General features: G+C 60.6%; 21 protein-coding genes. 13 read left to right on the forward strand and 8 right to left on the reverse strand.

Annotated elements, in window-relative coordinates; all coding sequences use genetic code 11:
* Positions 1-164 precede the first annotated feature (164 nt).
* The 7 genes from NCHOL11_RS10595 to NCHOL11_RS10625 all read right to left on the reverse strand — a co-directional run bounded on the left by NCHOL11_RS10595 (position 165) and on the right by NCHOL11_RS10625 (position 8474).
* Positions 165-2606, reverse strand: a complete 2442-nt coding sequence (locus NCHOL11_RS10595) for a TonB-dependent receptor (protein WP_097092274.1) — start codon at positions 2604-2606, stop codon at positions 165-167.
* Positions 2607-2675: 69 nt separating this feature from the next.
* Positions 2676-2963, reverse strand: a complete 288-nt coding sequence (locus NCHOL11_RS10600) for a ribbon-helix-helix domain-containing protein (protein ID WP_097092275.1) — start codon at positions 2961-2963, stop codon at positions 2676-2678.
* Positions 2963-3685 carry an acetoacetyl-CoA reductase gene (phbB, locus tag NCHOL11_RS10605; RefSeq protein ID WP_097092276.1) on the reverse strand — a complete coding sequence of 241 codons (723 nt, stop codon included), beginning with the start codon at positions 3683-3685 and terminating at the stop codon, positions 2963-2965. Before phbB ends, NCHOL11_RS10600 begins: the two co-directional genes overlap by 1 nt.
* A gap of 1 nt (position 3686) precedes the next feature.
* Positions 3687-4685 carry a ferrochelatase gene (hemH, locus tag NCHOL11_RS10610; RefSeq protein WP_097092277.1) on the reverse strand — a complete coding sequence of 333 codons (999 nt, stop codon included), beginning with the start codon at positions 4683-4685 and terminating at the stop codon, positions 3687-3689.
* Positions 4686-4693: 8 nt separating this feature from the next.
* The gene (locus NCHOL11_RS10615) at positions 4694-6970 is read right to left on the reverse strand and encodes a xanthine dehydrogenase family protein molybdopterin-binding subunit (RefSeq protein ID WP_097092278.1); all 2277 of its coding nucleotides are present in this window, start codon (positions 6968-6970) and stop codon (positions 4694-4696) included.
* A gap of 39 nt (positions 6971-7009) precedes the next feature.
* Complete coding sequence (locus tag NCHOL11_RS10620) at positions 7010-7444, reverse strand: CoA-binding protein (RefSeq protein ID WP_097092279.1); 435 nt, start codon at positions 7442-7444, stop codon at positions 7010-7012.
* A 70-nt stretch (positions 7445-7514) separates the two neighbouring features.
* Positions 7515-8474 carry an Mrp/NBP35 family ATP-binding protein gene (locus NCHOL11_RS10625; protein WP_097092280.1) on the reverse strand — a complete coding sequence of 320 codons (960 nt, stop codon included), beginning with the start codon at positions 8472-8474 and terminating at the stop codon, positions 7515-7517.
* Between the two features lie 73 nt (positions 8475-8547).
* Here NCHOL11_RS10625 and hflK point away from each other — a divergent pair, with 73 nt between their 5' ends.
* From hflK to NCHOL11_RS10690, 13 genes are all read left to right on the forward strand, one after another.
* Positions 8548-9678 carry an FtsH protease activity modulator HflK gene (hflK, locus tag NCHOL11_RS10630; protein WP_176502227.1) on the forward strand — a complete coding sequence of 377 codons (1131 nt, stop codon included), beginning with the start codon at positions 8548-8550 and terminating at the stop codon, positions 9676-9678.
* Positions 9678-10529, forward strand: coding sequence for a protease modulator HflC (gene hflC, locus NCHOL11_RS10635; RefSeq protein WP_097092281.1), 852 nt, complete (start codon positions 9678-9680; stop codon positions 10527-10529). Before hflK ends, hflC begins: the two co-directional genes overlap by 1 nt.
* 135 nt (positions 10530-10664) lie before the next feature.
* Complete coding sequence (locus tag NCHOL11_RS10640) at positions 10665-12179, forward strand: Do family serine endopeptidase (RefSeq protein WP_097092282.1); 1515 nt, start codon at positions 10665-10667, stop codon at positions 12177-12179.
* Positions 12180-12301: 122 nt separating this feature from the next.
* Positions 12302-13933: a helicase HerA-like domain-containing protein gene (locus NCHOL11_RS10645; protein WP_097092283.1), complete on the forward strand. Its 1632-nt coding sequence runs from the start codon at positions 12302-12304 to the stop codon at positions 13931-13933.
* 26 nt (positions 13934-13959) lie between these two features.
* Entirely contained in the window at positions 13960-14364 is a 405-nt protein-coding gene (locus NCHOL11_RS10650) for a hypothetical protein (RefSeq protein WP_236575095.1), read from the forward strand.
* Between the two features lie 103 nt (positions 14365-14467).
* Entirely contained in the window at positions 14468-15772 is a 1305-nt protein-coding gene (locus NCHOL11_RS10655) for an MFS transporter (RefSeq protein WP_097092284.1), read from the forward strand.
* On the forward strand, positions 15769-16698 hold the full coding sequence (gene cysK / locus NCHOL11_RS10660) for a cysteine synthase A (RefSeq protein WP_097092285.1): 930 nt from the start codon (positions 15769-15771) through the stop codon (positions 16696-16698). Before NCHOL11_RS10655 ends, cysK begins: the two co-directional genes overlap by 4 nt.
* Positions 16699-16716: 18 nt before the next feature.
* Positions 16717-18036, forward strand: a complete 1320-nt coding sequence (locus NCHOL11_RS10665) for a cell wall hydrolase (RefSeq protein WP_097092286.1) — start codon at positions 16717-16719, stop codon at positions 18034-18036.
* Between the two features lie 191 nt (positions 18037-18227).
* Positions 18228-19151, forward strand: a complete 924-nt coding sequence (locus NCHOL11_RS10670; RefSeq protein WP_097092287.1) for a class I SAM-dependent methyltransferase — start codon at positions 18228-18230, stop codon at positions 19149-19151.
* 175 nt (positions 19152-19326) lie between these two features.
* Entirely contained in the window at positions 19327-19542 is a 216-nt protein-coding gene (locus tag NCHOL11_RS10675) for a hypothetical protein (protein ID WP_097092288.1), read from the forward strand.
* Positions 19539-19781, forward strand: a complete 243-nt coding sequence (locus NCHOL11_RS10680) for a hypothetical protein (RefSeq protein ID WP_097092289.1) — start codon at positions 19539-19541, stop codon at positions 19779-19781. The genes NCHOL11_RS10675 and NCHOL11_RS10680 overlap by 4 nt, the downstream gene beginning before the upstream one ends.
* 477 nt (positions 19782-20258) lie before the next feature.
* The gene (locus NCHOL11_RS10685; RefSeq protein ID WP_097092290.1) at positions 20259-20513 is read left to right on the forward strand and encodes an HNH endonuclease; all 255 of its coding nucleotides are present in this window, start codon (positions 20259-20261) and stop codon (positions 20511-20513) included.
* Positions 20514-20691: 178 nt separating this feature from the next.
* Entirely contained in the window at positions 20692-21696 is a 1005-nt protein-coding gene (locus NCHOL11_RS10690; RefSeq protein ID WP_097092291.1) for a hypothetical protein, read from the forward strand.
* A gap of 582 nt (positions 21697-22278) precedes the next feature.
* On the opposite strand, the gene NCHOL11_RS18750 is transcribed toward NCHOL11_RS10690, so the two are convergent.
* Positions 22279-22886: cold-shock protein (locus NCHOL11_RS18750; protein WP_303621674.1), on the reverse strand; the 608-nt coding region annotated here is incomplete at its 5' end.

Below are 22886 nucleotides of genomic sequence, written 5' to 3' on the forward strand. Positions count from 1 at the left end.
ATGGCTACTGCCTGCGGACGAAGCACATAGCGCGGGTTCTAATGCGAATCAATCGCACCCCTCTCTTTTCTTAAGGTCAGGCGGGTGGCGACCCGAGGAGAGGAGTGCATCGCCACCCGCCCTTTCCCCCGGCAAGGGACAAGCGCCGGGGGATTTTCGCAGGGTTAGAAAGTATAGTTTAGGCTGAGCACCGCCGAACGGGTCGGAGCAGGCTGCGCCCAGCTACCGTTCACATTGTTGCGCACCGTCGTCACATATTTTTCATTGGTGAAATTCTGGACGTTGAGCTGCGCCTTGAGATTTTCGGTGATGGGATAATTCGCCATGAACCGGTGAATGGTGTAGCTCGGCACATAGTAGCCGACATAGGTGCCAGCAGTAAGTTGCGCGAGAGTAGGTTGGTTCAGCAGGAACTTACCCTGGTAAGTGATGCCGTAGCCCAGTTCCAAGCCGAAGTCGAAGCGATAGGTTGTGAACAGGCTGCCAGAATGCTTGGGGGTGTTGGTGAGCGCATACCCGCGGGTAGGATCAGGAAAAGCCAAGCTGTTTGCGCAATTGCCAGCAGTCGTGCTGGTCGATCCGGGATTATCGAGACAGTAGTCCGATACACCCTGTCGGATCTTGCTCTTCAGGTACATGTAGTTCGCGGAGATCGTCCAGTTACTGGTGATATTGCCGGATGCGCCGAGAGAAATACCTTCGACTCGCTGATTACCATCGGTCGCCTGATCCGGCAGCAGTGGGTCACCCGAAAGCACCTTGATCTGATTGCGATCATTACGGAAAGCCGCCGCAGTCAGCAGGAGCTTGGCATCGAACAGATCAGCCTTAACACCAATTTCGTAATTTTTGGTAGTTTCAGGCTTCACATTGCAATTTCCGCCGCCCGTGCCTGTGTCAATGGCACACGAACCGTCCACTGAAGCCTTCGAGGGCAGTTTAGAATTGCCATAGGCGACATAGAGGCTGGTGTTCGGTGTCGGTTTGACGACCAAACCGGCGCGGTAGGAGAAGAGGTTATCATCAACCCTGGCCGGCGTAGTGACGCCAGTTGGATCACCCAGAGTAGCTGAGCCAGCCGTCGTATTGAAGCTGACCGTCCTGCTGGTGCCTTTCACCTTCTCATAGCGAATACCGCCGTTGAACTCGAGCCAATCGGTCAACTTCATAGCATCGAACAGGTAGGCAGCGTAGCTTGTTTGCTCTCCCAACGTCCGCGTAGCGCGGATAAAATTGAACGGGCCGACATAGTTGTTGCTGCCATAGACAAAGCCTGCGGGGCCCTGCACCACTTCGCCCGGATTGGATATGCTTACGAGCGGATAGGCAGTTCCGAATGGGTTTGTACCGTCGGCCGCACGAAGGCTGTTGCCCGCGAGTTGGTTATATTTTTCCCAAAGCGCCGAGGCGCCGAGAACCAGCGTGTGCTCTATCCCGCCCGTCGCAAAATCAGCGCTAAGATCGATCTGATTGTAGGCCGTCTCGTTATTGATAAAGCGCGTGTTGCCACGACCATTGCCGCGATTGGGCATGAAGAAGCCTGGAGGCACAGTGACTGTGCCCGTCGAAGGAGTGAAGATGCATGGAGCCGGGCTCGAGGAGAAGCAAAAATCCCCCGTAGGCTGGCTCGTAATCGTGTCTTGATGGATCTTCTCGTAGCGAGTCAGATTGCGGATCTTCAAGCTATCATTGAACGCGTGGCTAAAAATCGCTTGCAGCGACTTAGTCGTGCTGTCCTGCCTATCGACATTGGCAAAGCCATAATAGCCGGACCGATCGAACTCATCCAGAATGCCGCCCTGCGCAGGATAGTAGCGGAGGCCATATTGAGGCATCGCATCGTCGTCGAGATATTCGCCCTGCAACGTAAGGTTGGTAGGACCATCGATGCCGATGGTAATTGCTGGAGCAATACCCCAACGCTTGTAATATTCAACATCACGGCCAGGCACGTCATTTTCGTGATAGACGGCATTGATGCGAACAGCAATGAGGTCGTTAAGACGCTTATTGGTATCAACAGTCGCCCGGTAATAATTATCCGTGCCTATTCCGGCATTCAAAATGATCTGGTCATCAGCTAGCGGGCGCTTTGTAACCAAGTTGATGGTTCCGGCCACAGACCCGCCACCATTCATAACGGAGTTCGCGCCGTTGGTGACTTCAACCTGCTCGATATTATAGACTTCATTGCGGTTGAGGAATGCTCCTGAGCGCACTCCATCAACCGTGACATCATTTTTGGCGTCTTGACCACGCAGGATGATGCGATCGCCGTAACCGAAGCCACCTTCCCCCGCGCCGAAGGTGATGCCCGGCACTGTGGAAAGTACGTCGCGCAGGGTCAGAAGGTTTTGTTGTTGGATCGTTTCCTTGCCGATCACCGTGATCGTCTGCGGCGTGTCCAGCAACGGGCGAACATATTTGGGGGACTCCGCTCGTTCGACCTTGATCTCCGACGCGTCGATCGCTGTGTCCGTTACCGTCATCCCACCTAGCTTCGGGCCCGGGGCACCATCCTGCGCATGCGCGGTAGACGCAAAGGCGATCGCGCTTACGCAACCAAGTGCCAAAAATGACGGGATCGACTTGGAACTGCTGGACATCGAACAGAAACCCCCTTCTTCGTTAATTGCTGAGGAGGCAGCTATTGCGAACTGTTCGCAGAGTCAACGCTATTGCGAATAATTATTATTTTTTGGTGCCGCAAAAAGCCAGCATCTGATAGCACTCGCCAAATTGGGAGGGTCGGAAACGGCCAGCCTTGCTAGGTCGATTTGCGCAATCAGCGCGTTAACCGGCACCCCCTTGCGCGCGGCGCTCGCACGAAGGGCTTGCCAGAATATGGGTTCCAGGCTGATCGCGGTCTGATGCCCGGCGATAGTCACGCTACGCTTAACAGGAGGGGCGAACGGCGTTTCCGCTAAGCCCGGCTCCCCCTCTATTCCCTCGTCTTGGACCATCAGTACATATGCTGGCCGCCGTTGATGGACATGGTGCTGCCCGTGACGAAACCTGCCTCTTCGCTGCACAGAAATGCCACACCGCGTGCGATCTCTTCAGCCTGACCGAGGCGACCGACAGGGATTTTTGCGACGATCTTCTCCAACACCGGGGCAGGCACTGCGGCCACCATGTCGGTGTCGATATAGCCGGGCGCGATGGCATTTACGGTGACGCCGAACTTGGCGCCCTCCTGTGCAAGAGCCTTTGTGAAACCATGAATGCCGGACTTGGCTGCGGCATAGTTCACCTGCCCATATTGTCCGGCTTGGCCATTGATCGATCCGATATTGACGATCCGGCCCCAGTTCCTCTCTCGCATGCCTCCAAAGGTAGCCTTGGCCATGTTGAAGCAACCGCCAAGGTTGATACGCATGACCTCGTTCCAATCGTCGAAGTTCATTTTCGCAAGTACACCGTCGCGCGTGATGCCCGCATTATTCACCACGATATCGACCGGTCCCAATTTTTCAGCCACCGCAGCGCAACCGTCCAGACAAGCCTGATGATCGCCGACATCCCAGCGGAAGGCGTCGATCCCTGTCCTGTCTGTAAATGCGCGCGCCTTCTCGTCGTTTCCAGCGTAGTTGGCGGCAACTTTGCAGCCCAATTCCTTGAGCGCCAGGCTGATCGCCTCTCCAATACCCCGCGTTCCGCCCGTTACGATAGCTACCCTGTTCATGTCAGTTCCCCTCTCGAATTGGACGAAACTCATCTTGAACCCACCCCGCCAGTTCACGGCCGATCAGGTTCCGGTAAAGGATCATAGCTTCCGGCGAGGCGTTCAGACAGGGCAAATGAGCGAATGCCTCGCCACCGGCCGCCAGAAAATCTTCCCGGCCGCGCATCGCGATTTCCTCAAGCGTTTCCAGGCAATCCGCCGAAAATCCGGGGGTGAGAACGGCGACGGATCGAACAGCCTGAGCCGGTAGCTCTCGCAGGGTTTCATCCGTTGCTGGTCCCAGCCATTTCGCACGCCCGAACCGCGACTGAAACGACAGCCTCACTTCTCTTCCGAGCGCATCCTGAAGAAGCTCAACGCTGGCGCGGCACTGGTCATAATAGGAGTCGCCCAGGGTTCGCGTACGCTCAGGCATACCGTGGAAGCTGGCAAGCAGCATGTCCGGCTTGAAATCCAGCGCAGCCAACTGCCGCTCGGTGGAGGTGCGCAACGCTTCAATGTAGGAAGGGTCAGCATAATAGGGCGGCAAGGTGCGGATTGCAGGCTGGACGCGCAGGCGCGCGAGGGCGGCATAACAGGCATCGAGCGCTGTTGCAGTCGTCGCTGCGCAATATTGCGGATAGAGCGGCGCCAGCAATATCCTGCTGCATCCCTCTGCAATCATCGCGTTCAGCCGGTCGGCGATGGACGGCTTCCCATAGCGCATGGCCCAATCGACCCTGATCTCAGGTCCCGTAAGTTCCTGCAGCCTTGCGGCGGTCTCACATGTGTAGACCGCGAGCGGAGAGCCTTCATCGAGCCAGACTTCCCGATAAGCCTTCGCGGATTTGGCTGGACGGGTGAGAAGGATTGGTCCGCGCAATATGGGTTGCCACAATAGCTTTGGGATCTCCACGACCCTTTGGTCAGACAGAAACTCACCCAAATAGCGCCTCACAGATGCAGTATCCGGTGCATCGGGCGTGCCCAGATTGATCAGAAGAACGCCGATATTTGCCATGTTTGATGTCATGTCCGTGACAGGATGGGGAGTTGACGGAAACGCTGACCCGTGACGGTGAAGAGGGCATTGGCGATAGCTGGAGCAACCGGGGGAGCCCCAATATCGGTAAGACCAGCAGGAGGTGCCGTGCTACGGATCATCTCCACGGTTATCTCGCCAATATCCTGCAAGCGGGGCAGCCCCATGCGGGAGAGAACCGAACGCGTCGGCATTCCCTTTGCATAAGGCACCGATGTACCCATGGCCGTTGCCAGGCCGAACAGGAGGCCGCTTTCGACCTGTTGACGTGCGATGTCGGGATTGACCTGTTCACCGCCATCGACCGCAGCGATGACCCGGCCGACGCTCAGTTTGTTTCCATCGATGGCGGCTTCGACCATGACAGCGATATAGGTGCCATTGATTGCATGCACTGCTAGGCCCTGACCGCTTCCTTCGATGCCCCCCTGCCATCCGCCCATGGCTCCGACCGTGGTCAAGCAATGCGCCAGTCTCGGATTGCCACCCAGCATCTGGATACGAAAGGAGAGCGCTTCCATCCCCGCCAAGTGAGCAAGTTCGTCAATGAAGCTTTCGGTGAAGAAGGCGCCGTAAAGATGCGCATTGCCCCGGGTGAAGCCTAGCGGCAGGCCGACATCGGCGGGAAAATGATCTACCGCCCAATTCGGCATGGCATATGGCAGCTCCATGCCTGCCACCGCGAGCCGCGTTGAAGCATCAGCTGCGGCACGGCTTGCTTCATGAGGGGATTTGCCGCCCGCGATCCGCTTCCATGTCTGTGTCATCGCGCAAGGCGCCGCCACTTTCGCCAGCCATCCTTCGATCGCGCCATTGCGGCCGAGCTTTGCCGCCATCCTAGCATGTGCCGGAGCGCCGGGACGGTCCTGGATTACATCTTCCAGCCTGGACCAGAGCAGTTGGACAGGGCGTCCAACTTCCCTGGCAATCAAGGCGGCCTGAACGCCCACCTCGAAATCCATCCTGCGGCCGAACGACCCGCCAGCGTGGAGGGGGTAAAGCACCACCTGCTCCTCCGGCATATCGAGGGCATCCGCTATCGCCGTACGCGCCAGCGCTGGAGCTTGGGCGGGCATCCATATCTCCGCGACACCCTCGCCGACCCGAGCAGTTGCGCAGGGGGGTTCCAGCGTCAGATGCAGGCCCGGCGCAACGCTGAACTCGCTGGCAAGGATCGTCGCATTGTCGAACAGCGGCTTGAGATCACCGCGCGAATAAAGCCGTTGACCAGAGGAGCCTGAAAAAGCCTGTTCAAGAGCCGCATCGATGCCCGCGCTGCTTACAGGAGACCCCGATAGCTCGAAGACTGGATCACTCAGGTCGAGCGCCTTGTTCGCTGCCCACCAGTTTGTCGCGACGGCTGCGACCCAACGATCAGTACGCACCAGCTTGCTAAAGCCGGTGACAGATTTTGCCGCCTGCTCGTTCACGCGCGTAAGCACGGCGTCGCCTATCGGTCCCTGGCGAATGGAAGCGAAAAGCATGTCGGGCAATCGGACGTCGGCGGCAAAATTGTGGCTGCCGTCAATCTTCGACGGCGTGTCGAGGCGCGGCAGATCCTGTCCGAACAGCCGGTCAGCCTGACCTTGCCGGAAGGGCAAAATCTCCGGCAAGTCCAATTCTGCCGCCTCGGCTGCGACCTCACCGATCTTGAAGGTGCGTCGCCCTCCATCAGTGATGATGCCATTTTGAATATCACAGCTTTCCCAAGGCACATCCCAGCGTGCCGCGGCGGCTTTACACAAAAGCACGCGGGCGGCGGCGCCTGCCTCTTGGTAGGCTGTACGGAACATCGGGACAGATGTGCCAGCACCGGTCAACATCAAGGCACGCCGCGTCGCATATTGCCCGATCGCCCACTCGCCCGCCCCACCGGCCAGCCTCGACCAATCATCAGCCAGCCACTCTCTGGCCAGCAACGTATTGGCGTAGAGCGGACTGACAGGCGCGCTTTGGACGCCAACGGTTCGCCAGTCGGCACCCAGTTCGTCCGCTAAAATCTGTGGCAGCAGGGTCGTCACGCCCTGCCCGGTCTCTGCTTGCGGCACGATCACAAGGATCCTGCCCGCCTTGTCGATCTTGAGGAAGGCGTTAAAGATCGTTTCGCCCGCAACTGCATTCAGATTGGGGCGATAGGTGCGTGGCCATGCGCCCCAAGCAAGCAACAGGCTTCCTGCCGCGCCGGCGCCGACGAGCAGCGTCCGCCGATCGAGCCCCCTTCCCGTGCCGTTACGATTTGCCTGCCTCCGCAGTGCGCGCGTCATGATGATTGTGATAAAGAGGCTTGGTGCTGCTGGAAAGCGCTAATCCGCGCTAATCCGTGGGATATTGAATCGCGGAATGTCGATGGCCGGGCAGCGGTCCATCACGACCTTCAATCCAGCAGCTTCCGCGCGCTCCGCCGCCTCTTGGTTGATCACGCCCAGTTGCATCCAAACCGCCTTGGCACCCGCCGCGATCGCATCATCAACGGCCTCGCCAGCGGCTTCACTGCGCCGGAAAATGTCGACCAGATCAATCGGAACGCCAATGTCGGCCAGGCGCGCCCAGACAAACTCCCCATGCACATGCTCCCCGGCGATCTGGGGATTGACCGGTAATACGCGATAGCCATGGTCCTGCAGGAATTTCATCACGCCGTAGCTCGGTCTGCCGGGCCGGTCGGAGATGCCGACCAAGGCAATCGTACGCGTCTTATCAAGCAGATCGGCGATATCCTGCGGCTGCGTCAGCGGCATGACTCTGTTTCCTTCCTTGCCATAGGGTGAAAGACGCCGGACCCCGCAGAACCGTTCCCACGGCTCTTGCTCACCTTCGTAGCCAGTCGGCGACTTGCTTTGCCACGGCGTGGAATGCCTCGCCGGAAGCGTCATCGCCCGCGGCAGGAGGATCACCCGCATCCGACCGGCGTCGAATGTCTATCGCCAGCGGGATGCGCCCCAAAAAGGCCATGCCCATGGCTGCGCCCGCAGCTTCCGCTCCACCTGCGCCGAACGGATCGGAGATTTCCCCGCAATGGGGACAGCTATAGCCCGCCATATTCTCGACAAGCCCGATCAGCGGCACGTTCGTTTGCTCAAAAAGACTGACCGCACGGGTGGCGTCGATAAGCGCCAAATCCTGCGGCGTAGACACGATAACAGCCCCGGCGGGCTTATGCTTTTGCACCATGGAGAGTTGAACGTCCCCGGTCCCGGGGGGCATGTCCACGATCAGCAACTCAACGTCGCCCCAATCGGCATCGATGAGTTGCGAAAGGGCGTTGCCCGCCATCGGCCCGCGCCAAGCCAGTGCTTTGCCGGGTTCGACCAGATGTGCCATCGACAGCATTGGAATGCCGAACGGGCTCTCCACTGGGATAAGATGCTTGTCCCGCGCCTGCGGCTTCTGATCTTCGCTCGCCATCAACCTGGCTTGCGACGGGCCATAAATGTCGGCATCGACCAATCCCACCGCGAAGCCCAGTCGCTTGAGCGCCACGGCGAGATTTGCCGAAAGGGTGGACTTGCCCACCCCTCCCTTGCCGGAAGCAACGGCAATGATCCGGAGCGCTTTTCTTTCGGCCGTCATGGCGATGCGCACATCCTGCACGCCCGGCACCAGCAAGCCGCCTTCCTTGATCGCGGCAGCAACGGCATCCCGCCGCTCGGGAGAAAGGCCGCCCACATCCAAGGCCAGGCTCATGACACCATCCTTGATCCGGGGCGCGCTGGCGCGGCCATCGGTCAGTGTCTTCAGGCGGGCGGCAAAACTCTCAAGATCGGTCATGACAGCGCCTCCTAGGCAATAATCGTTGCGAAGGGCACTGTTTTTCGTGGCCCTCCCTTCCTATAGAGACGGGATGAAGAGATTTTTCGGGTGGATGCCAGGCATCGCCAGCGCCATGGTCCAAGGCCCCTGGGGCGGCAAGAGCGATGGCCCTGACGGCAGTGACGGTTCGGGCAAGGGCGGCGACGGCGGCCCACGCAATCCATGGACGCAACCGGGCCGCGCTCCCGGCGGCAAAGGACCTTCCGCTATAGAGGAACTGCTGCGCCGCAGCCGCGAAAGCTTCGGCCAAGGTGGCGGCGGTGGTGGATTCGGCAACCTACCGCCGCGCCCCGCCGGAAAAACGCTTTGGCCCGCTGCGGTTGGCATTCTCATCCTGTTGTGGCTGGTGCTCACCTGCTTCCACCGCGTGGGGCCACAGGAACGCGGCGTCGTGACGTTGCTGGGCAAATATAGCCGCACGCTCTCGCCTGGGATCAGCCTGACTCTGCCTGCGCCGCTGGAAAATGTGACGACCGTCGACGTGGAGGAAATCCGCGCAATCGACATCGGCTCACCCAGTGCGCAAAGCGAAAATCTGGTGCTGACCGGCGACCAGAATATCATCGACCTTGCCTATTCGGTCCGTTGGAACATTCGCAGCCCTGAGCTTTACCTGTTCCAACTGTCCGATCCCGACGCAACTGTCAGGGAAGTCGCGGAAAGCGCCATGCGGTCCGTCGTCGCCAGCGTCAGCCTGGACGATGCACTGGGGGCGGGGCGTACGGAAATCGAACAGCAGGTCGAGCAGCGGATGCAGGAGATATTGGACGGATACAGGTCCGGCATCCGGGTGCAGGGCGTTGCCATCAAGCAAGCCGACCCGCCGACTGCAGTCAACGATGCGTTCAAGGCTGTTTCGGCCGCTCAGCAGACCGCCCAAACCTATCTGAACGAGGCAAGGGCGGCCGCGCAGCAGGTGACGGCCAAGGCTCAGGGTGAAGCCGCTGCGTTCGACAAGGTCTATGAACAATATAAGCTGTCGCCGGACGTGACGCGCCGCCGCATGTATTATGAAACCATGGAGGGCGTCCTGTCCAACGTCGATAAGACGCTAATCGAAAGTGGCAATGTCACCCCCTTCCTGCCGCTGCCGGAGTTGAAGCGGCGCGCGCAGGGAGCGGCTGCATCGTCCGGTGCGGCTGCTGCGGAAGGAGGTCAATAATGCCGACGCTCGTCCGCCATCCGGTTGCGCTTGCACTTTCCGTCATTGCCCTCCTGCTGCTTCTCGGCAGCACGATCGCGATCGTTCCGGAAACCAAGCAAGGCGTGATCGTGCGCTTCGGCGACCCGAAGAAGATCGTCAATCGCTACCGTCCCAATGAGGATTTCGGCAAAACCGGCGCAGGCGTGATCCTGCGCTGGCCGTTCATCGATCAGATCGTCTGGATCGACAAGCGCGTCTTGTCCGTAGAGATGGAGAGGCAGCAGGTGCTGTCGACCGATCAGCTTCGGTTGCAGGTTGATGCGTTTGCGCGCTACCGCATCGTCGATCCGCTGCGCATGTACATCGCAGCAGGCAATGAGGAACGTGTGTCCGATGCCCTGCGGCCCATCCTGGGTTCGGCCCTTCGCAACGAGCTTGGCAAGCGCCCATTCGCCGCCCTGCTCTCGCCTGAGCGCGGCCAAGTGATGGACAATATCGAAGCCGGGCTTAACCGGGTGGCGCGGCAATATGGCGCCGAGATCGTAGACGTCAGGATCAAGCGCGCCGACTTGCCGGATGGCGCGCCGCTGGAAAGCGCCTTCACCCGGATGCGCACTGCGCGCGAACAGGAAGCGCTGACTATCAGGGCGCAAGGCGCGAAGCAGGCGCAGATCATCCGGGCGGAAGCCGATGCGAATGCGGCGCGGATTTACGCGGAAAGCTTCGGCAAGGACGCGCAATTCTACGACTTCTATCGGGCGATGCAGGCTTACCGCTTCACGTTCGCGCCCGACCGGACAGGTTCCACCACCATGGTGCTGTCGCGTGACAATGAATTCCTGAAGCAATTCCAGGGAAGGGACCGATAAGCCGTAAGATGCAGAAGAGGTTCAGGGATCATTCGGAACCAGCTTCATTCAATGAGGGTTAAGGCTGGGCGGCGCATCCGACTCTCTTCCGAGTCCCGCCCTTCCTTCGCCAAGATCACGAGAGGACCGTCACGAGTGCGTTACGCTTATGCCCTTACCGGTGCCCTGCTTCTCGGTGGCACCGCCATCGCGGTAACATCCAGCCCGAACGTCGGCGCGCAGGTCGCGCAAAATGAAGGCATGCAGGCCGCGGCACCTGCCGGCGCGCCTGCCAGCTTGGCCGACATGGTGGAAAAGCTTCAGCCTGCGGTGGTCAATATTTCCACCAAGCAGCGCGTGCAGGTTCAAAATCCTTTCGCGGGCACGCCCTTCGGCGACCTGTTCGGCCAGGGTCCTGGTGCCAAGCCGCAGACGCGGCAGGCGCAGTCTCTTGGCTCAGGGTTCATCATCTCGGCTGACGGCTATATCGTCACCAATAACCACGTCGTGTCCGCCGGCGCCGAAGGGGCTTCGGTCGATGCCATCACGGTGACCCTCACCAATCGAGAGGAATATTCGGCAAAGCTGATAGGGCGTGATCCCGCCACCGATATCGCGGTGTTGAAGATCGAGCCGAAGAAGGCGCTGCCGTTCGTCAAGTTCGGCGACAGCACGAAGGCGCGCGTCGGCGATTGGGTGATCGCCATCGGCAACCCCTTCGCCCTGTCGGGCACCGTCACCGCGGGCATCATCTCAGCCGTCCATCGCGGCACGGGCGGGACCTATGACAAGTTCATCCAGACCGATGCGTCGATCAATCAGGGCAACAGCGGTGGCCCGATGTTCGACATGCGCGGCAATGTGATCGGCATCAACAGCCAGATCCTTTCGCCATCGGGCGGCAATGTGGGCATTGGATTTGCGATCCCGTCCGAACAGGCGGCGCCGATCGTCGCCACGCTCCGCAAGGGACAGAGCGTGAAGCGCGGCTATCTGGGTATCCAGATCAGCCCGCTTGGCGAAGACCTTGCAGATTCCCTTGGTCTTGCAAAGAACCGCGGCGAGTTCGTCCAGGGCGTCGAACCTGGCAAGGGCGCGGACCGCGCAGGCATCAAGGCGGGCGACGTGATCGTCAGCGTGGCGGGTCAGGAAGTGACGCCCGACCAGAACCTGTCGTCGATCGTCGCATCGCAGCCGATCGGATCGCGGGTGCCGATCGTCCTCTTGCGCAATGGACAGCGCCAGACGGTAACCGCCATTGTTGGCCAGCGTCCATCAGAGGATGAGCTAAACAGCTTCGCCCAGCAACAGGACGATGATTTCAACCAGCAGCAGCCGGACGACCAATCCGGTGGTGCGCAAGCGACGCAGCAGTCGCTTGGCATTTCGGCCATCCCGCTGACGCCTAACATCGTCCGCCAGCTGGGCATCGCCGCCGACACGCGCGGCGTCGTAATCACCGCTGTCGATACTTCCACGGACGCGGGAGCAAAGGGCCTCCGTCGTGGCGATGTGATCATCACCGCCAACAACCGTCCGGTCGCCAGCCAGGCAGATTTGGACGCGGCCGTGCGGCAGGTGTCGTCACAAGGACGAAGCGCCATTCTCTTGCAAGTACTGCGTCGCGGGCAACCTGCGGTATTCTTGCCGGTACGGCTGCGGGACAAGTAAGTTTCCGGAAACAACGCGTTTAAGATCGCATCGGGCCGCGCTTGCCGGACTGCCTGTCTCACCACTAAGATGGTGAGCAGGGTCCGGCAGGCGCGGCCCGATGCTTATGGGGAGCATGACGCATGAGCGACGGCATTTTCATCGGCCTTGGCGCAGCTGGCACGGGCGGCGGCATTCCTCAAACACTTAACTTGCGCCGGGCCAACCGTCATGGGCTGATCGCAGGCGCTACGGGAACCGGCAAGACGGTGACGCTGCAAGGGATCGCGGAGAGCTTCTCCGCCCATGGTGTTCCGGTTTTCCTCGCCGACGTGAAAGGCGATTTGTCAGGCATTGCGATGGCAGGATCGCCCACGGTAAAAAATGCCGACAAGCTTGTCGCCCGCGCCAAGGAGATCGGCCTGGAAGATTACAGCTACGCCGATAATCCGGCGATCTTCTGGGACCTTTACGGGGAGCAGGGTCATCCGATCCGCACTACTGTCAGTGAAATGGGACCGCTGCTCCTCGCCCGCTTGATGGGCCTCAATGAGACGCAGGAAGGCGTGCTCTCTATCGCATTCCGATATGCCGATGAGGAGGGGCTGCTGCTGCTCGACCTTGGTGATCTGCAATCGATGCTCGCCTACTGCGCCGAGAATGCGGAAGAACTTTCCAGCCGCTATGGCAACGTCGCCAAGGCAAGCGTCGGAGCGATCCAGCGCCAGTTGCTGCAACTGGATAGCCAGGGCGGCGGGCATTTCTTCGGTGAGCCCGCGCTTGATATCCACGACTTCCTGAAGGTCGACGATCAGGGACGCGGCTATGTCAACATCCTGGCCGCAGACAAGCTGATGCAGAGCCCGAAGCTGTACGCGACCTTCCTCCTTTGGCTGCTCAGCGAACTGTTCGAAACGCTTCCTGAGGTCGGCGACCCGGACAAGCCGGTTTTGGTGTTCTTCTTCGACGAGGCGCATCTGCTATTTGATGACGCTCCCAAGGCGCTGACGGACAAGATCGAGCAGGTCGTCCGGCTGATCCGTTCCAAGGGCGTGGGAATCTATTTCGTCACACAGAACCCGATAGACATTCCCGAAGAGGTGGCGGGCCAGCTTGGCAACCGCGTTCAGCACGCCTTGCGCGCCTTCACGCCGCGCGACCAGAAGGCCATCAAGGCTGCCGCCGAGACATTCCGCGTGAATCCCGATCTGGACGTGGAAACCGCGATCACCGAACTGAAGGTAGGCGAGGCCCTGGTCTCGCTGCTCCAGGAAGATGGCTCTCCCGGGGTCGTTCAACGTACCTTGATCGCCCCGCCCCGTTCTCGCTTGGGTCCGGTCGACGCGAAGGAACGGGCGATCATCCAATCCATCTCTCCGTGTGAAGGGAAATATGAGGCGCTTGTCGATCGCGAGTCTGCCGAAGAAATATTGGCGGCTCGGGGCCAAGCAGCCGCTGCGGCGTCTCAGGCTGCAAAAGCGAAGGTTGAGGCCGACAAGGCGGCCGCCATTCAGACCAAGTTGGAAGCAAAGCAGCGCGAGGCCGAGCTCAAGGAGCAGGCGAAGCGGGACGCAGCCGCTGCGCGAGAGGCCGCCAAACCGTCTGCCCTCGACCGGGCGGTCCAGTCCGCTACCCGCTCCGCCGCATCATCGGTAGGACGGCAAGTCGCCAATGAACTCGGCCGCGCGGTGTTCGGAGGATCGAGCCGCCGCTCTTCCAGCGGAGGGTTGGCGGGGCAACTTGTGCGCGGCATATTGGGCAGCCTGTTCAAATAGGGCATCGCCCCAAAGGGAGAAGCAGGATGCGTATCGGAAGCACTGCCATTTGCGCTCTGGCCTTGATTGTTGCCCTGCCTGTTGAGGCGCAGGACTATCGCGATCTGCACCGCGCAGCCGACGCTGCGATCGTCAGCGACGTCGTTCGCGACCGCCAAGCCGAACGTGACGCGAAGCGGCAGCCCTATGTCTCTCCCGTCTACGGTTCCATCCGCAGCGCCACCGCTGCACGCAACGCCTGCGCGGCAAAGGCACGTGACGAGGCAGGTGCGGGCGCGCGCATAGTGGGGCGCGTGAACACAAGGTCGATGGCGACAGGATGGGAAGTCGAAGGCGAGGTGGGCCCAGCCGGTGGCCAGCGGTCACTTCCCTTCATATGCTCCGTCCGCAACGGGTCGGTCAGCGGCATTCTGCTTGACCCCGACCGCTAGGTTCAGGGAGTGGCCAAGCAGGAGTTTTGCCGTTGCAAAAACTGCTGTTGCCATTCTCTACCCGCGCAATTGCGTATCACGGCGCAGGCAGTAAGAAAATCTCATGAAGGCGCCAACCGACTCCCGCCATCCGCTGCACTTCGGCGACTTCCGTGGCTATCTGCTGGGGCGGCTTGCGGGCGTGCTCGCTCAATATGGCATGATGACTGTCCTGGGCTGGCAAGCTTACAATGTCGCCCGGGAGAGCATGAGCACGTCGGGCGCCGCGGCTCAGCTGGGCCTCATCGGTTTGGCGCAGTTCGTGCCCCTGTTCTTTCTCACTCCCTTGACGGGTTGGGTCGCCGATCATTTCGACCGGCGCAATATCGCTCGGCTGACATTGGCCATGCTGATGGTGGCATCCGCGCTGCTGGCGTTTGCGACCTATGAAGGATGGGTAAGCCTGCCGCTGATCTTCGGGATCGCCGCCATTGTGGGTATCGCGCGGGCGTTCAATGGGCCGGCCTACAGCGCACTGGCGCCCAATCTGGTGCCGCGCGACGTGCTGCCAAACGCGATCGCCTTGTCCAGCGTCGCCTGGCAGGCAGGCATGATCATTGGCCCGGCATTGGGGGGCTATGTCTATGCGATGACGGCATGGGGCGCTTATGCTCTGGCGTCCGGCCTGTTCGCGGTCGCACTAGGCGGCATGTTGCTGATCGGTCCGGTCAAGCAGCCGCCGCGCGACACAAGCCGGCATCCTGTCCGGCAGATGCTGGACGGACTGACCTATGTGCGTTCGAACCGGCTCGTCCTTGCTACCATCACGCTCGATCTTTTTGCGGTCCTTCTGGCAGGAGCAACAGCTCTGCTGCCAATCTACGCCCGCGATATCCTGAAAGTCGGATCGGCGGGGCTTGGGCATCTGGCTGCATCGCCAGCCATTGGCGCGGGCATCGTCGCGCTCTTCTTTTCCTTCCGTCCGATGCGATCGGACGTTGGCCTGAAGATGCTGGCGGCCGTCATCATATTCGGGCTCTCAACCATCCTGTTCGGTGCTACCGCCTTCATCCCACGTAACATCGCGATGGAGATCGGCATCGGCGCATTGGTGCTGCTGGGCGCTGCGGACATGGTGTCCGTCTATGTCCGCCAGTCGCTGATCCAGCTTCACACGCCCGATGCCATGCGCGGCCGGGTGTCCAGCCTTTCCCAACTTACCATTTCAGCATCCAATGAATTGGGTGAAGCAGAGTCCGGTTTCCTCGCCGCGCTGGTGGGGCCTGTCGTCGCGGTGATCGGCGGCGGCATCGGCGCGATCGTGATCACCCTTGTCTGGGCGCGGCTTTTTCCCGAGTTGCGCCTTGCACGTACCTTTGACCCACCCGACTTACGGGAGGCCGACATCAGCCAGGAGAAGGCCAAATGAAAGCTGCCAATATTCTCGAAACCATCGGCAACACGCCGCATATCCGGGTAAGCCGCCTGTTCGCCGACGCGCCTGAAGGGGCCGAGGTCTGGATCAAGTCGGAACGTGCGAATCCGGGCGGGTCGATCAAGGACCGTATCGCGCTCGCCATGATCGAGGCTGCCGAAGCGTCAGGCGACCTGAAGCCCGGCGGCACGATTATCGAGCCGACGTCCGGCAACACCGGCGTGGGCCTGGCCATGGTCGCGGCCGTGAAGGGTTACAAACTGATCCTCGTCATGCCGGAAAGCATGTCGGTGGAGCGGCGCCGGCTGATGCTGGCTTATGGCGCGTCCTTCGACCTCACGCCGCGCGAAAAGGGCATGAAGGGCGCGATCGAGCGCGCGCTCGAGTTGATCGAGCAGACACCCGGATCGTGGATGCCGCAGCAATTTGAGAACAGCGCCAATATCGACGTGCATGTTCGTACGACGGCCCAGGAAATTGCGGCCGACTTTGCGGACAGCCCGCTTGACATATTGATCACCGGCGTCGGCACAGGCGGTCATATCACCGGCGTCGCCGAGGTGCTGAAGAAGCTTTGGCCCAGTCTGAAGGTGTATGCGGTCGAACCGACCCTATCCCCCGTCATCAGCGGTGGACAGCCCGGCCCCCATCCGATCCAGGGCATCGGGGCTGGCTTCATCCCCGCGAACCTGCACACGCAATTGCTGGACGGCGTGATTCAGGTCGACCCGGCCGATGCCAAGGAATATGCCCGCCGTGCCGCGCGTGAGGAAGGCATGCTTGTGGGCATTTCGTCCGGTGCGACTCTGGCCGCGATCGCGCAGAAGCTGAAGGAACTTGGCTCCGGCAGCCGCGTTCTGGGCTTCAATTATGACACCGGCGAGCGCTATCTGTCGGTGCCTGACTTCCTGCCCGAATAGGTCAGCGCTGGACACAGGATGATTGACGCTACCACCGGCAGCCAGCCGCATCGGGCGATGTGGCTGATCTGGCTTCTGCTGTTCGCTGGACTCCCCGCGCTGGTGGCGCGGTGGGAGGCGCGCGCGCCTGCGGCCGAAGCCGCGCGGGTGGCGCTGGTGCAGCGAGCCAGGCTGAAGCAACCAGCGACGGCCGCTCCGGTGGTGCAGCCTGTGGAGCTTTACCAACTGGATCGCGATCAGGCGCAGGCATTCAACGCGGCCGTGCCATTTTCCCATTTGCCGAATCCGGCTGCGCGGCCTTTCGTATTCAATGGGTCGGAGAGCGATTTGGCGCGGGCTATCGACTGTCTGGCGGCTGCGCAGCTTTACGAGGCTGGAGATGATGCCGTGGGTGAGCGCGCGGTGGCGCAGGTGGTGCTGAACCGCGTGCGCCACCCCGCTTTCCCGAAAACCGTCTGCGGCGTCGTTTTTCAGGGGCAGGAGCGATCCACCGGCTGTCAGTTCACCTTCACTTGCGACGGCGCTCTGGCGCGCACGCCGAGCCCAGCCGCATGGGAGCGGGCGCGGGAAATTGCCAGGGCGGCGCTCGCTGGCAAGGTGTTCAAGCCGGTCGGCTATGCGACCCATTATCATACCGATTGGGTTGTGCCCTATTGGAGCAGCAGCCTGGACAAGATCACGGCGGTGGGAACGCACCTCTTCTTCCGCTGGCGGGGCTGGTGGGGGACGCCGCCTGCTTTCCGGTTGGGGCGGGATAGCGTGGAGCCGGTGATCGGGCGGATCGCTCGCCTGTCGATCGCGCATCGGGAGGGAGGCAGCGAACTGCCCGGCATTCTGGTGCCGGGCGGATCCGAGCTGGCGGCTTTGACGGCCAAACCGCAGGAGGCGATTGGCGCGGGTTCGGTCGGTCAGATCATGGGCGGAGTGAGGCTGATCGCCATCGCTCCGGGAGCGAGAGCCTTTCTGGTGGAATTGGGCAAGGCGACGGCCGCCGATAGCTGGCCGGTAATGGCGCAGACTTTTTGCGCGGGGCGGCTGGAATGCCGGATCATGGCGTGGCGGGCGGGGATTGCGCCGCCGGGCTTTCCGCTGTCGGGCGATCAGCTGGAGAATATGAGCTTTGCCTATATTCACAACGCCGCGACTGGATTGCAGCGGGCTTTGTGGAATTGCGGGCAAACGCCGCGGGAGAACCGGGGAGAATGCATGCGGCAGCGGGTGCCGGTGGAGCAGGTGAAAGTCCCGCCGCCGCTGCTGGAGGGCGTGCGGAAGAAGGAGCGGTTTGAGACGGTGACGATTGCGCCGCCAAATAGAGTCATGAATGAAATGGCGAATTAAAAGAGATTCCGGCGGCGATTTCCTATTTTTCCTATTTTTCCTATTTTTGGTGCCCGGGTGACCCTCCCCCCCCATCCCCCTCTCCTTTCGGATAGCCCCTCAATTGACGGGCTATCCCCTGAGGGGCCGCACAGCTGACGGGCGGAGTTTGATATAGCGCGCTTATCCATCTGGACCTTGAGGGGCGCGCCATGAAACAGGAAGTCCAGCCGTTGCTGCGTTGCCCCCGGACGGGGCAGCCGCTGGAGCCGCAGGGGGACGGATGGCTCGCCTCGCGCGATGGGGCTTGCCGCTATCCGACCATCGAGGGCACCCCTTTCCTGATCGACATCGAACGATCGGTGATCGATCACTACCCCCAAAACAGCAGGACGAGCAGCCCGGTCAAACGCTCCGCCCATCAGGGGCTCACGGCCTTCGCGAAACGGCTGGTGTCGCCGGAAAAGAAATCCACGCGCGAGAATATCAGAAGGCTGGTGGCGCTGCTGGCGGACCGGAAGCGGCCCAAGGTGCTGGTGATCGGCGGAGGCACGCGCGGACAGGGGACGGAGGCGCTGTACGCGGCGCCCGATGTGGAGATCATCGCGTTCGACATCTACCTGTCCGACCGGGTCGATTTCGTCGCGGACGCGCATAATATCCCGCTGCCCGACGGGTCAGTCGACGCGGTGCTGGTGCAGGCGGTGCTGGAGCATGTGCTTCAGCCCGAACAGGTGGTCCGAGAAATCTGGCGCGTGCTGGCCGATGACGGCATCGTCTATGCCGAAACCCCCTTCCTGCAACAGGTGCATGAGGGGCCCTATGACTTCACCCGCTTCACCGACAGCGGCCATCGCTACCTGTTCAGGCGGTTTGCGATGATCGACGCGGGCACATCAGGCGGGCCCGGCACCCAGCTGCTATGGTCGATCGACTATTTCGTGCGCGCGCTGTTCCGGTCCCGCACGGCGGGCAAAATCGCCAAGCTCGCCTTTTTCTGGCTGCACTATGCCGACCGGCTGATCGGCGACCGGGATTCGCTAGACACGGCTTCGGGCACCTACTTTCTGGGGCGCAAGAGCCAGGAGAGTTTGGGGCCGAGGGATATTGTGCGCTTTTACCGGGGGGCGCAGTAGCGGCAGCGCGGGGGCGGCGACGGGCGGATCTGGCAGGGATGCCCGCCCCTTCCCGAATTCGTGCGACAGAATGACGGGGCTGTGCTAGAAGGCGGCATCGAGCGAAAACAGCCCGCAAGCCTTCGCCTCGACCGAGAGTCCCTTGTGCTCCCGCTTGCCAGCCGGAGCATGCTCTATGGAAGACCTCAATTACCTGCTGAAATGCGAACAGATGGAGCTCCTCAAGGAGCAACATTCGATATGCGCCACATCACGGGCCGCGCATCGCGCGCGTGCGCGGGGCTATAGCCGCCGCATCCGCGAGCATCACCACCCCTACAGGTCGGGCGCGGTCAGGAGCGGGGCCGCCTTTGCCCCCTATCCCTTCGGCGGCGAAGGGCGGCATTCATGAGCCGGGTCGTCAACCTGACGGCATCTGTGGCCGAGGTCGAGCGGCTGTGCCGGACCCATGATTTCCGCATATCGACGATAGAGCCACTGCTGTCTGGCGGCTCCAGAGTTGTGCTGCTAGACGGCCGGGAAGCGGATCAGGTCCGCGTCCTGATGAAGAAGCAGATGATCTCCGGCGACGTCAAACGCTCCCCCGCCCATGTATCCCGGCAACCGCCGCCCTCCTACCGGACGCGATGAGGAAGCGGGTCGCTCATCTGCGGAGCCAGCAACTGCTGGCTCAGCAAAGCGCAGCCGTTGCGACGTGCAGGGAAGCGCGACTGAAGCATGATGATCTGGCCCGCGCTTATGGGAAGATCATCGGCGTGCTTGAGCGGGAGCGGTTGCTTTAGGGTTGGGTGCGAGTGGTCGTCAGATTGGATCGCGACCTCATTGTCGACTGTGCGATGCGTAGTCGCTGATCGGCGACCGCGAATTGCTAAACAGCGGGGACAAGACCGATTTCCATGCCAGAATTAAGCAGCTCAAGGCCGAGTTATATCGCGCGGCCTAATCCGGGTTACTTAAGCGACGCTGTCCTATGGCACTATTTTGCTCGCTTCATCATCATCCCATGGTTTAATAGCGAAGTCAGCCCGGTTGCGGACTGGCCGCTTCGATTGCGCCGACCGCAAACTTCGGACATTGCTAGGGGATAGTCGAAACAGGAACCGAAGTATGCCGACGTCAGATGACTTTCGTGATGCACTCCGTTCACAATTGCGGGCGGCGGAACTCGGGGGCCTTCCACATGTCGAGATCAATGCAGGTGAACTCCATCGAAAACTTGGTGGCTATCCGGGCACCAACCATCAAATGCCCATATGCTGCCAAGTTATGGAGCAAGAACGGCGGGCGTTGGATGAAACCATCTCCGGTCCGCCCAGCGGCAAGGGAGCAAGTTTGACAGTGCGCTATCGCCTGCCGCGCTGATCACTGCTCGTGGCCGATTTCCGCTGTCAGGTTATCCGCTGTCACGTGAGGCACCATGCGACGGGCATGATAGCCAGAAACACTTGCCTCGCTCAGAAAAGGCTGTGCGGGTGGGGGCTTACCGATCTAGCGCAATCGCCGCCTACCAATGTGCGGCTAAAATAAATACTTCAGGTGTATGAACAACCAACCCGACGAAGCCGCAAAGACCGATGATTGCGTGGTCCCGCCGCCGCTCGATAAGGAAGAGTTGCACGCCTTCGTTCTCGGCATGAACGAACATCAGGCCCGAGAAATTATTGAATACGTCGAATGGCAATGCAACGCCAAGCGAGAAAGCGACCTCGAAAAATCCGGTACGACTGAACTTGAAGAGGAACTGGTTGAGCACGCCGAAAAAATAAAGTCAGAACGGGTGCACGGCACAGATTACGACGTTTGGGACGTGCATACTAATCAGGGTCGGTGGTGGGTAATCACTAGCCCGACAAATCTCTATTCTCAAACGCTCATGCCGAGCCTCGATTACACGCTGTCATTTCACATCGGCGTGATGTCTCGCGTCGCGGCAAAGCGTGAAATCAGGCGGGACGATAGCGGCGACGAAGTGCTTCTCATCACGTCGCGGAAAATCGTTCAGGCGCAGGAACGGTTTGACGCAGCTGACGAAGCCGAGGATTTTCAAGCGGTAGGATTGCTTTGCCGCGAAGCCCTGACCACATTTATCCGCGAAATTGCGGAAGCGGGGATGCTCGATAAAGTCCCTGAACCACCGAAACTGAGCGATTTTAAAGCATGGGCTGAACACATCATCGGCTCAATCGCGGCGGGCAGTTCCGCCGAGTTCGTGCGCGGCTATCTAAAGTCGATGGCAAATAAGGGCTGGGAACTGGTGAACTGGCTTACTCACGCCAAAAACGCAACGCGCCACGATGCGCAGCTCGCGCTCTCAGCAACCGAATACATTGTCGATCAACTTATGATGCTCGCACTTCGCTCCCTCGCCGATGCCCCAGAAAATTGCGGGAAGTGCGGTTCGTTTAAGATCACCGTAACATGGCGGCCCTACATCGGCGATGAGGGCGAATATGTGGCACAATGTGACGTATGCAATGCGATACGTGTCAAGCAATTGTCTACCGACACGTCTGTCATACAGAAATCTGGGCTGGCGAACCGCTAAGGCGGGTCGTGTGGTTACTTTCGACTGCGCAGATCAACTGAAACGCCGGCACGTATTCCCTCAAACGCGGCACAACTCCAAACGTTTGTCCGCTTTTGGGTAGCGAAAATGAACACCCCAACGGCGTGAATGGCGCGCTTCTGCCTCATCGTGACAGCAGCGCGCCGGTAGAAAATAGTTATGACTTCTTCTTGTCTGGTCGCTGGGTAAGGGCTGACGCGGCCGCAGTTTTGGAATTCTTACTAGTCCGGCCATCGTTGAGGGTTTTGGAAGCAGCGGTGCCAGCTTTCTTCCCGGTTTGCTCATTTTTCGCCATGTCACGCTCCAAAGAAGCACACCATCTAGTGATGCATCAACGAAAACAGTCAATTAGTAGTATTGTTCCCTAAACGTTCTCGGCAGTTAATATCAACGCGCGGGGTCACTCATAGTTGGAGAGGACGGTCGGATAGCGAGGGACTGAATTTCCTCCATGTATCTTGAAGTTGCGCAGCGGCCGCCGCGAGTATCCCCAACAAAAAAGGGGCCGCCGGGCAGGCGACCCCTTTCTATCCTCTCCGCTGATGCGGGCAGGGCTTTTTATCAGTCGCCCTTGGGCTGAAGATTGACGGCTGCGTGCTTGCCGCGGCGGTCTACTTCGAGTTCGAAGTCCAGGCGATCGCCTTCGTTGAGGGCGGACATGCCTGCGCGTTCGACGGCGCTGATGTGCACGAATGCGTCGGGCTGGCCGTCGTCGCGCTGGATGAAGCCGAAGCCCTTCATGGCGTTGAAGAACTTGACCGTGCCGCTGGCGCGTTCGCCGGTCAGCTGGCGCTGCGGGCCACGATCGCCGCCGCCGAAGCCGCCACGGTCACCGCCGAAGCCACCTGCGCGGGGTTCGCGGGGCGCGCGTTCCTGAACGGGGAGCGGTTCGCCTTCGATCTTGAGATCGGTCGCCGACACCTTGCCGCCGCGATCAACCAGGGTGAAGCCCAGCTGCTGACCTTCGGCAAGGCCCGTGAGGCCTGCCTGCTCAACGGCGCTGATGTGGACGAACACGTCTTCGCCGCCGTCATCACGGACGATGAAGCCGAAGCCCTTTTGACCGTTGAAGAATTTGACTACGCCGGTGCCTTCGCCAACGACCTGCGCGGGCATGCCGCCGCCACGGCCGCCGCCGAAGCCGCCACCACCGCCGCCGCCGCCAAAGC

Source organism: Novosphingobium sp. Chol11 (genome assembly GCF_900218065.1).
Taxonomy (GTDB): domain Bacteria; phylum Pseudomonadota; class Alphaproteobacteria; order Sphingomonadales; family Sphingomonadaceae; genus Sphingobium; species Sphingobium agri.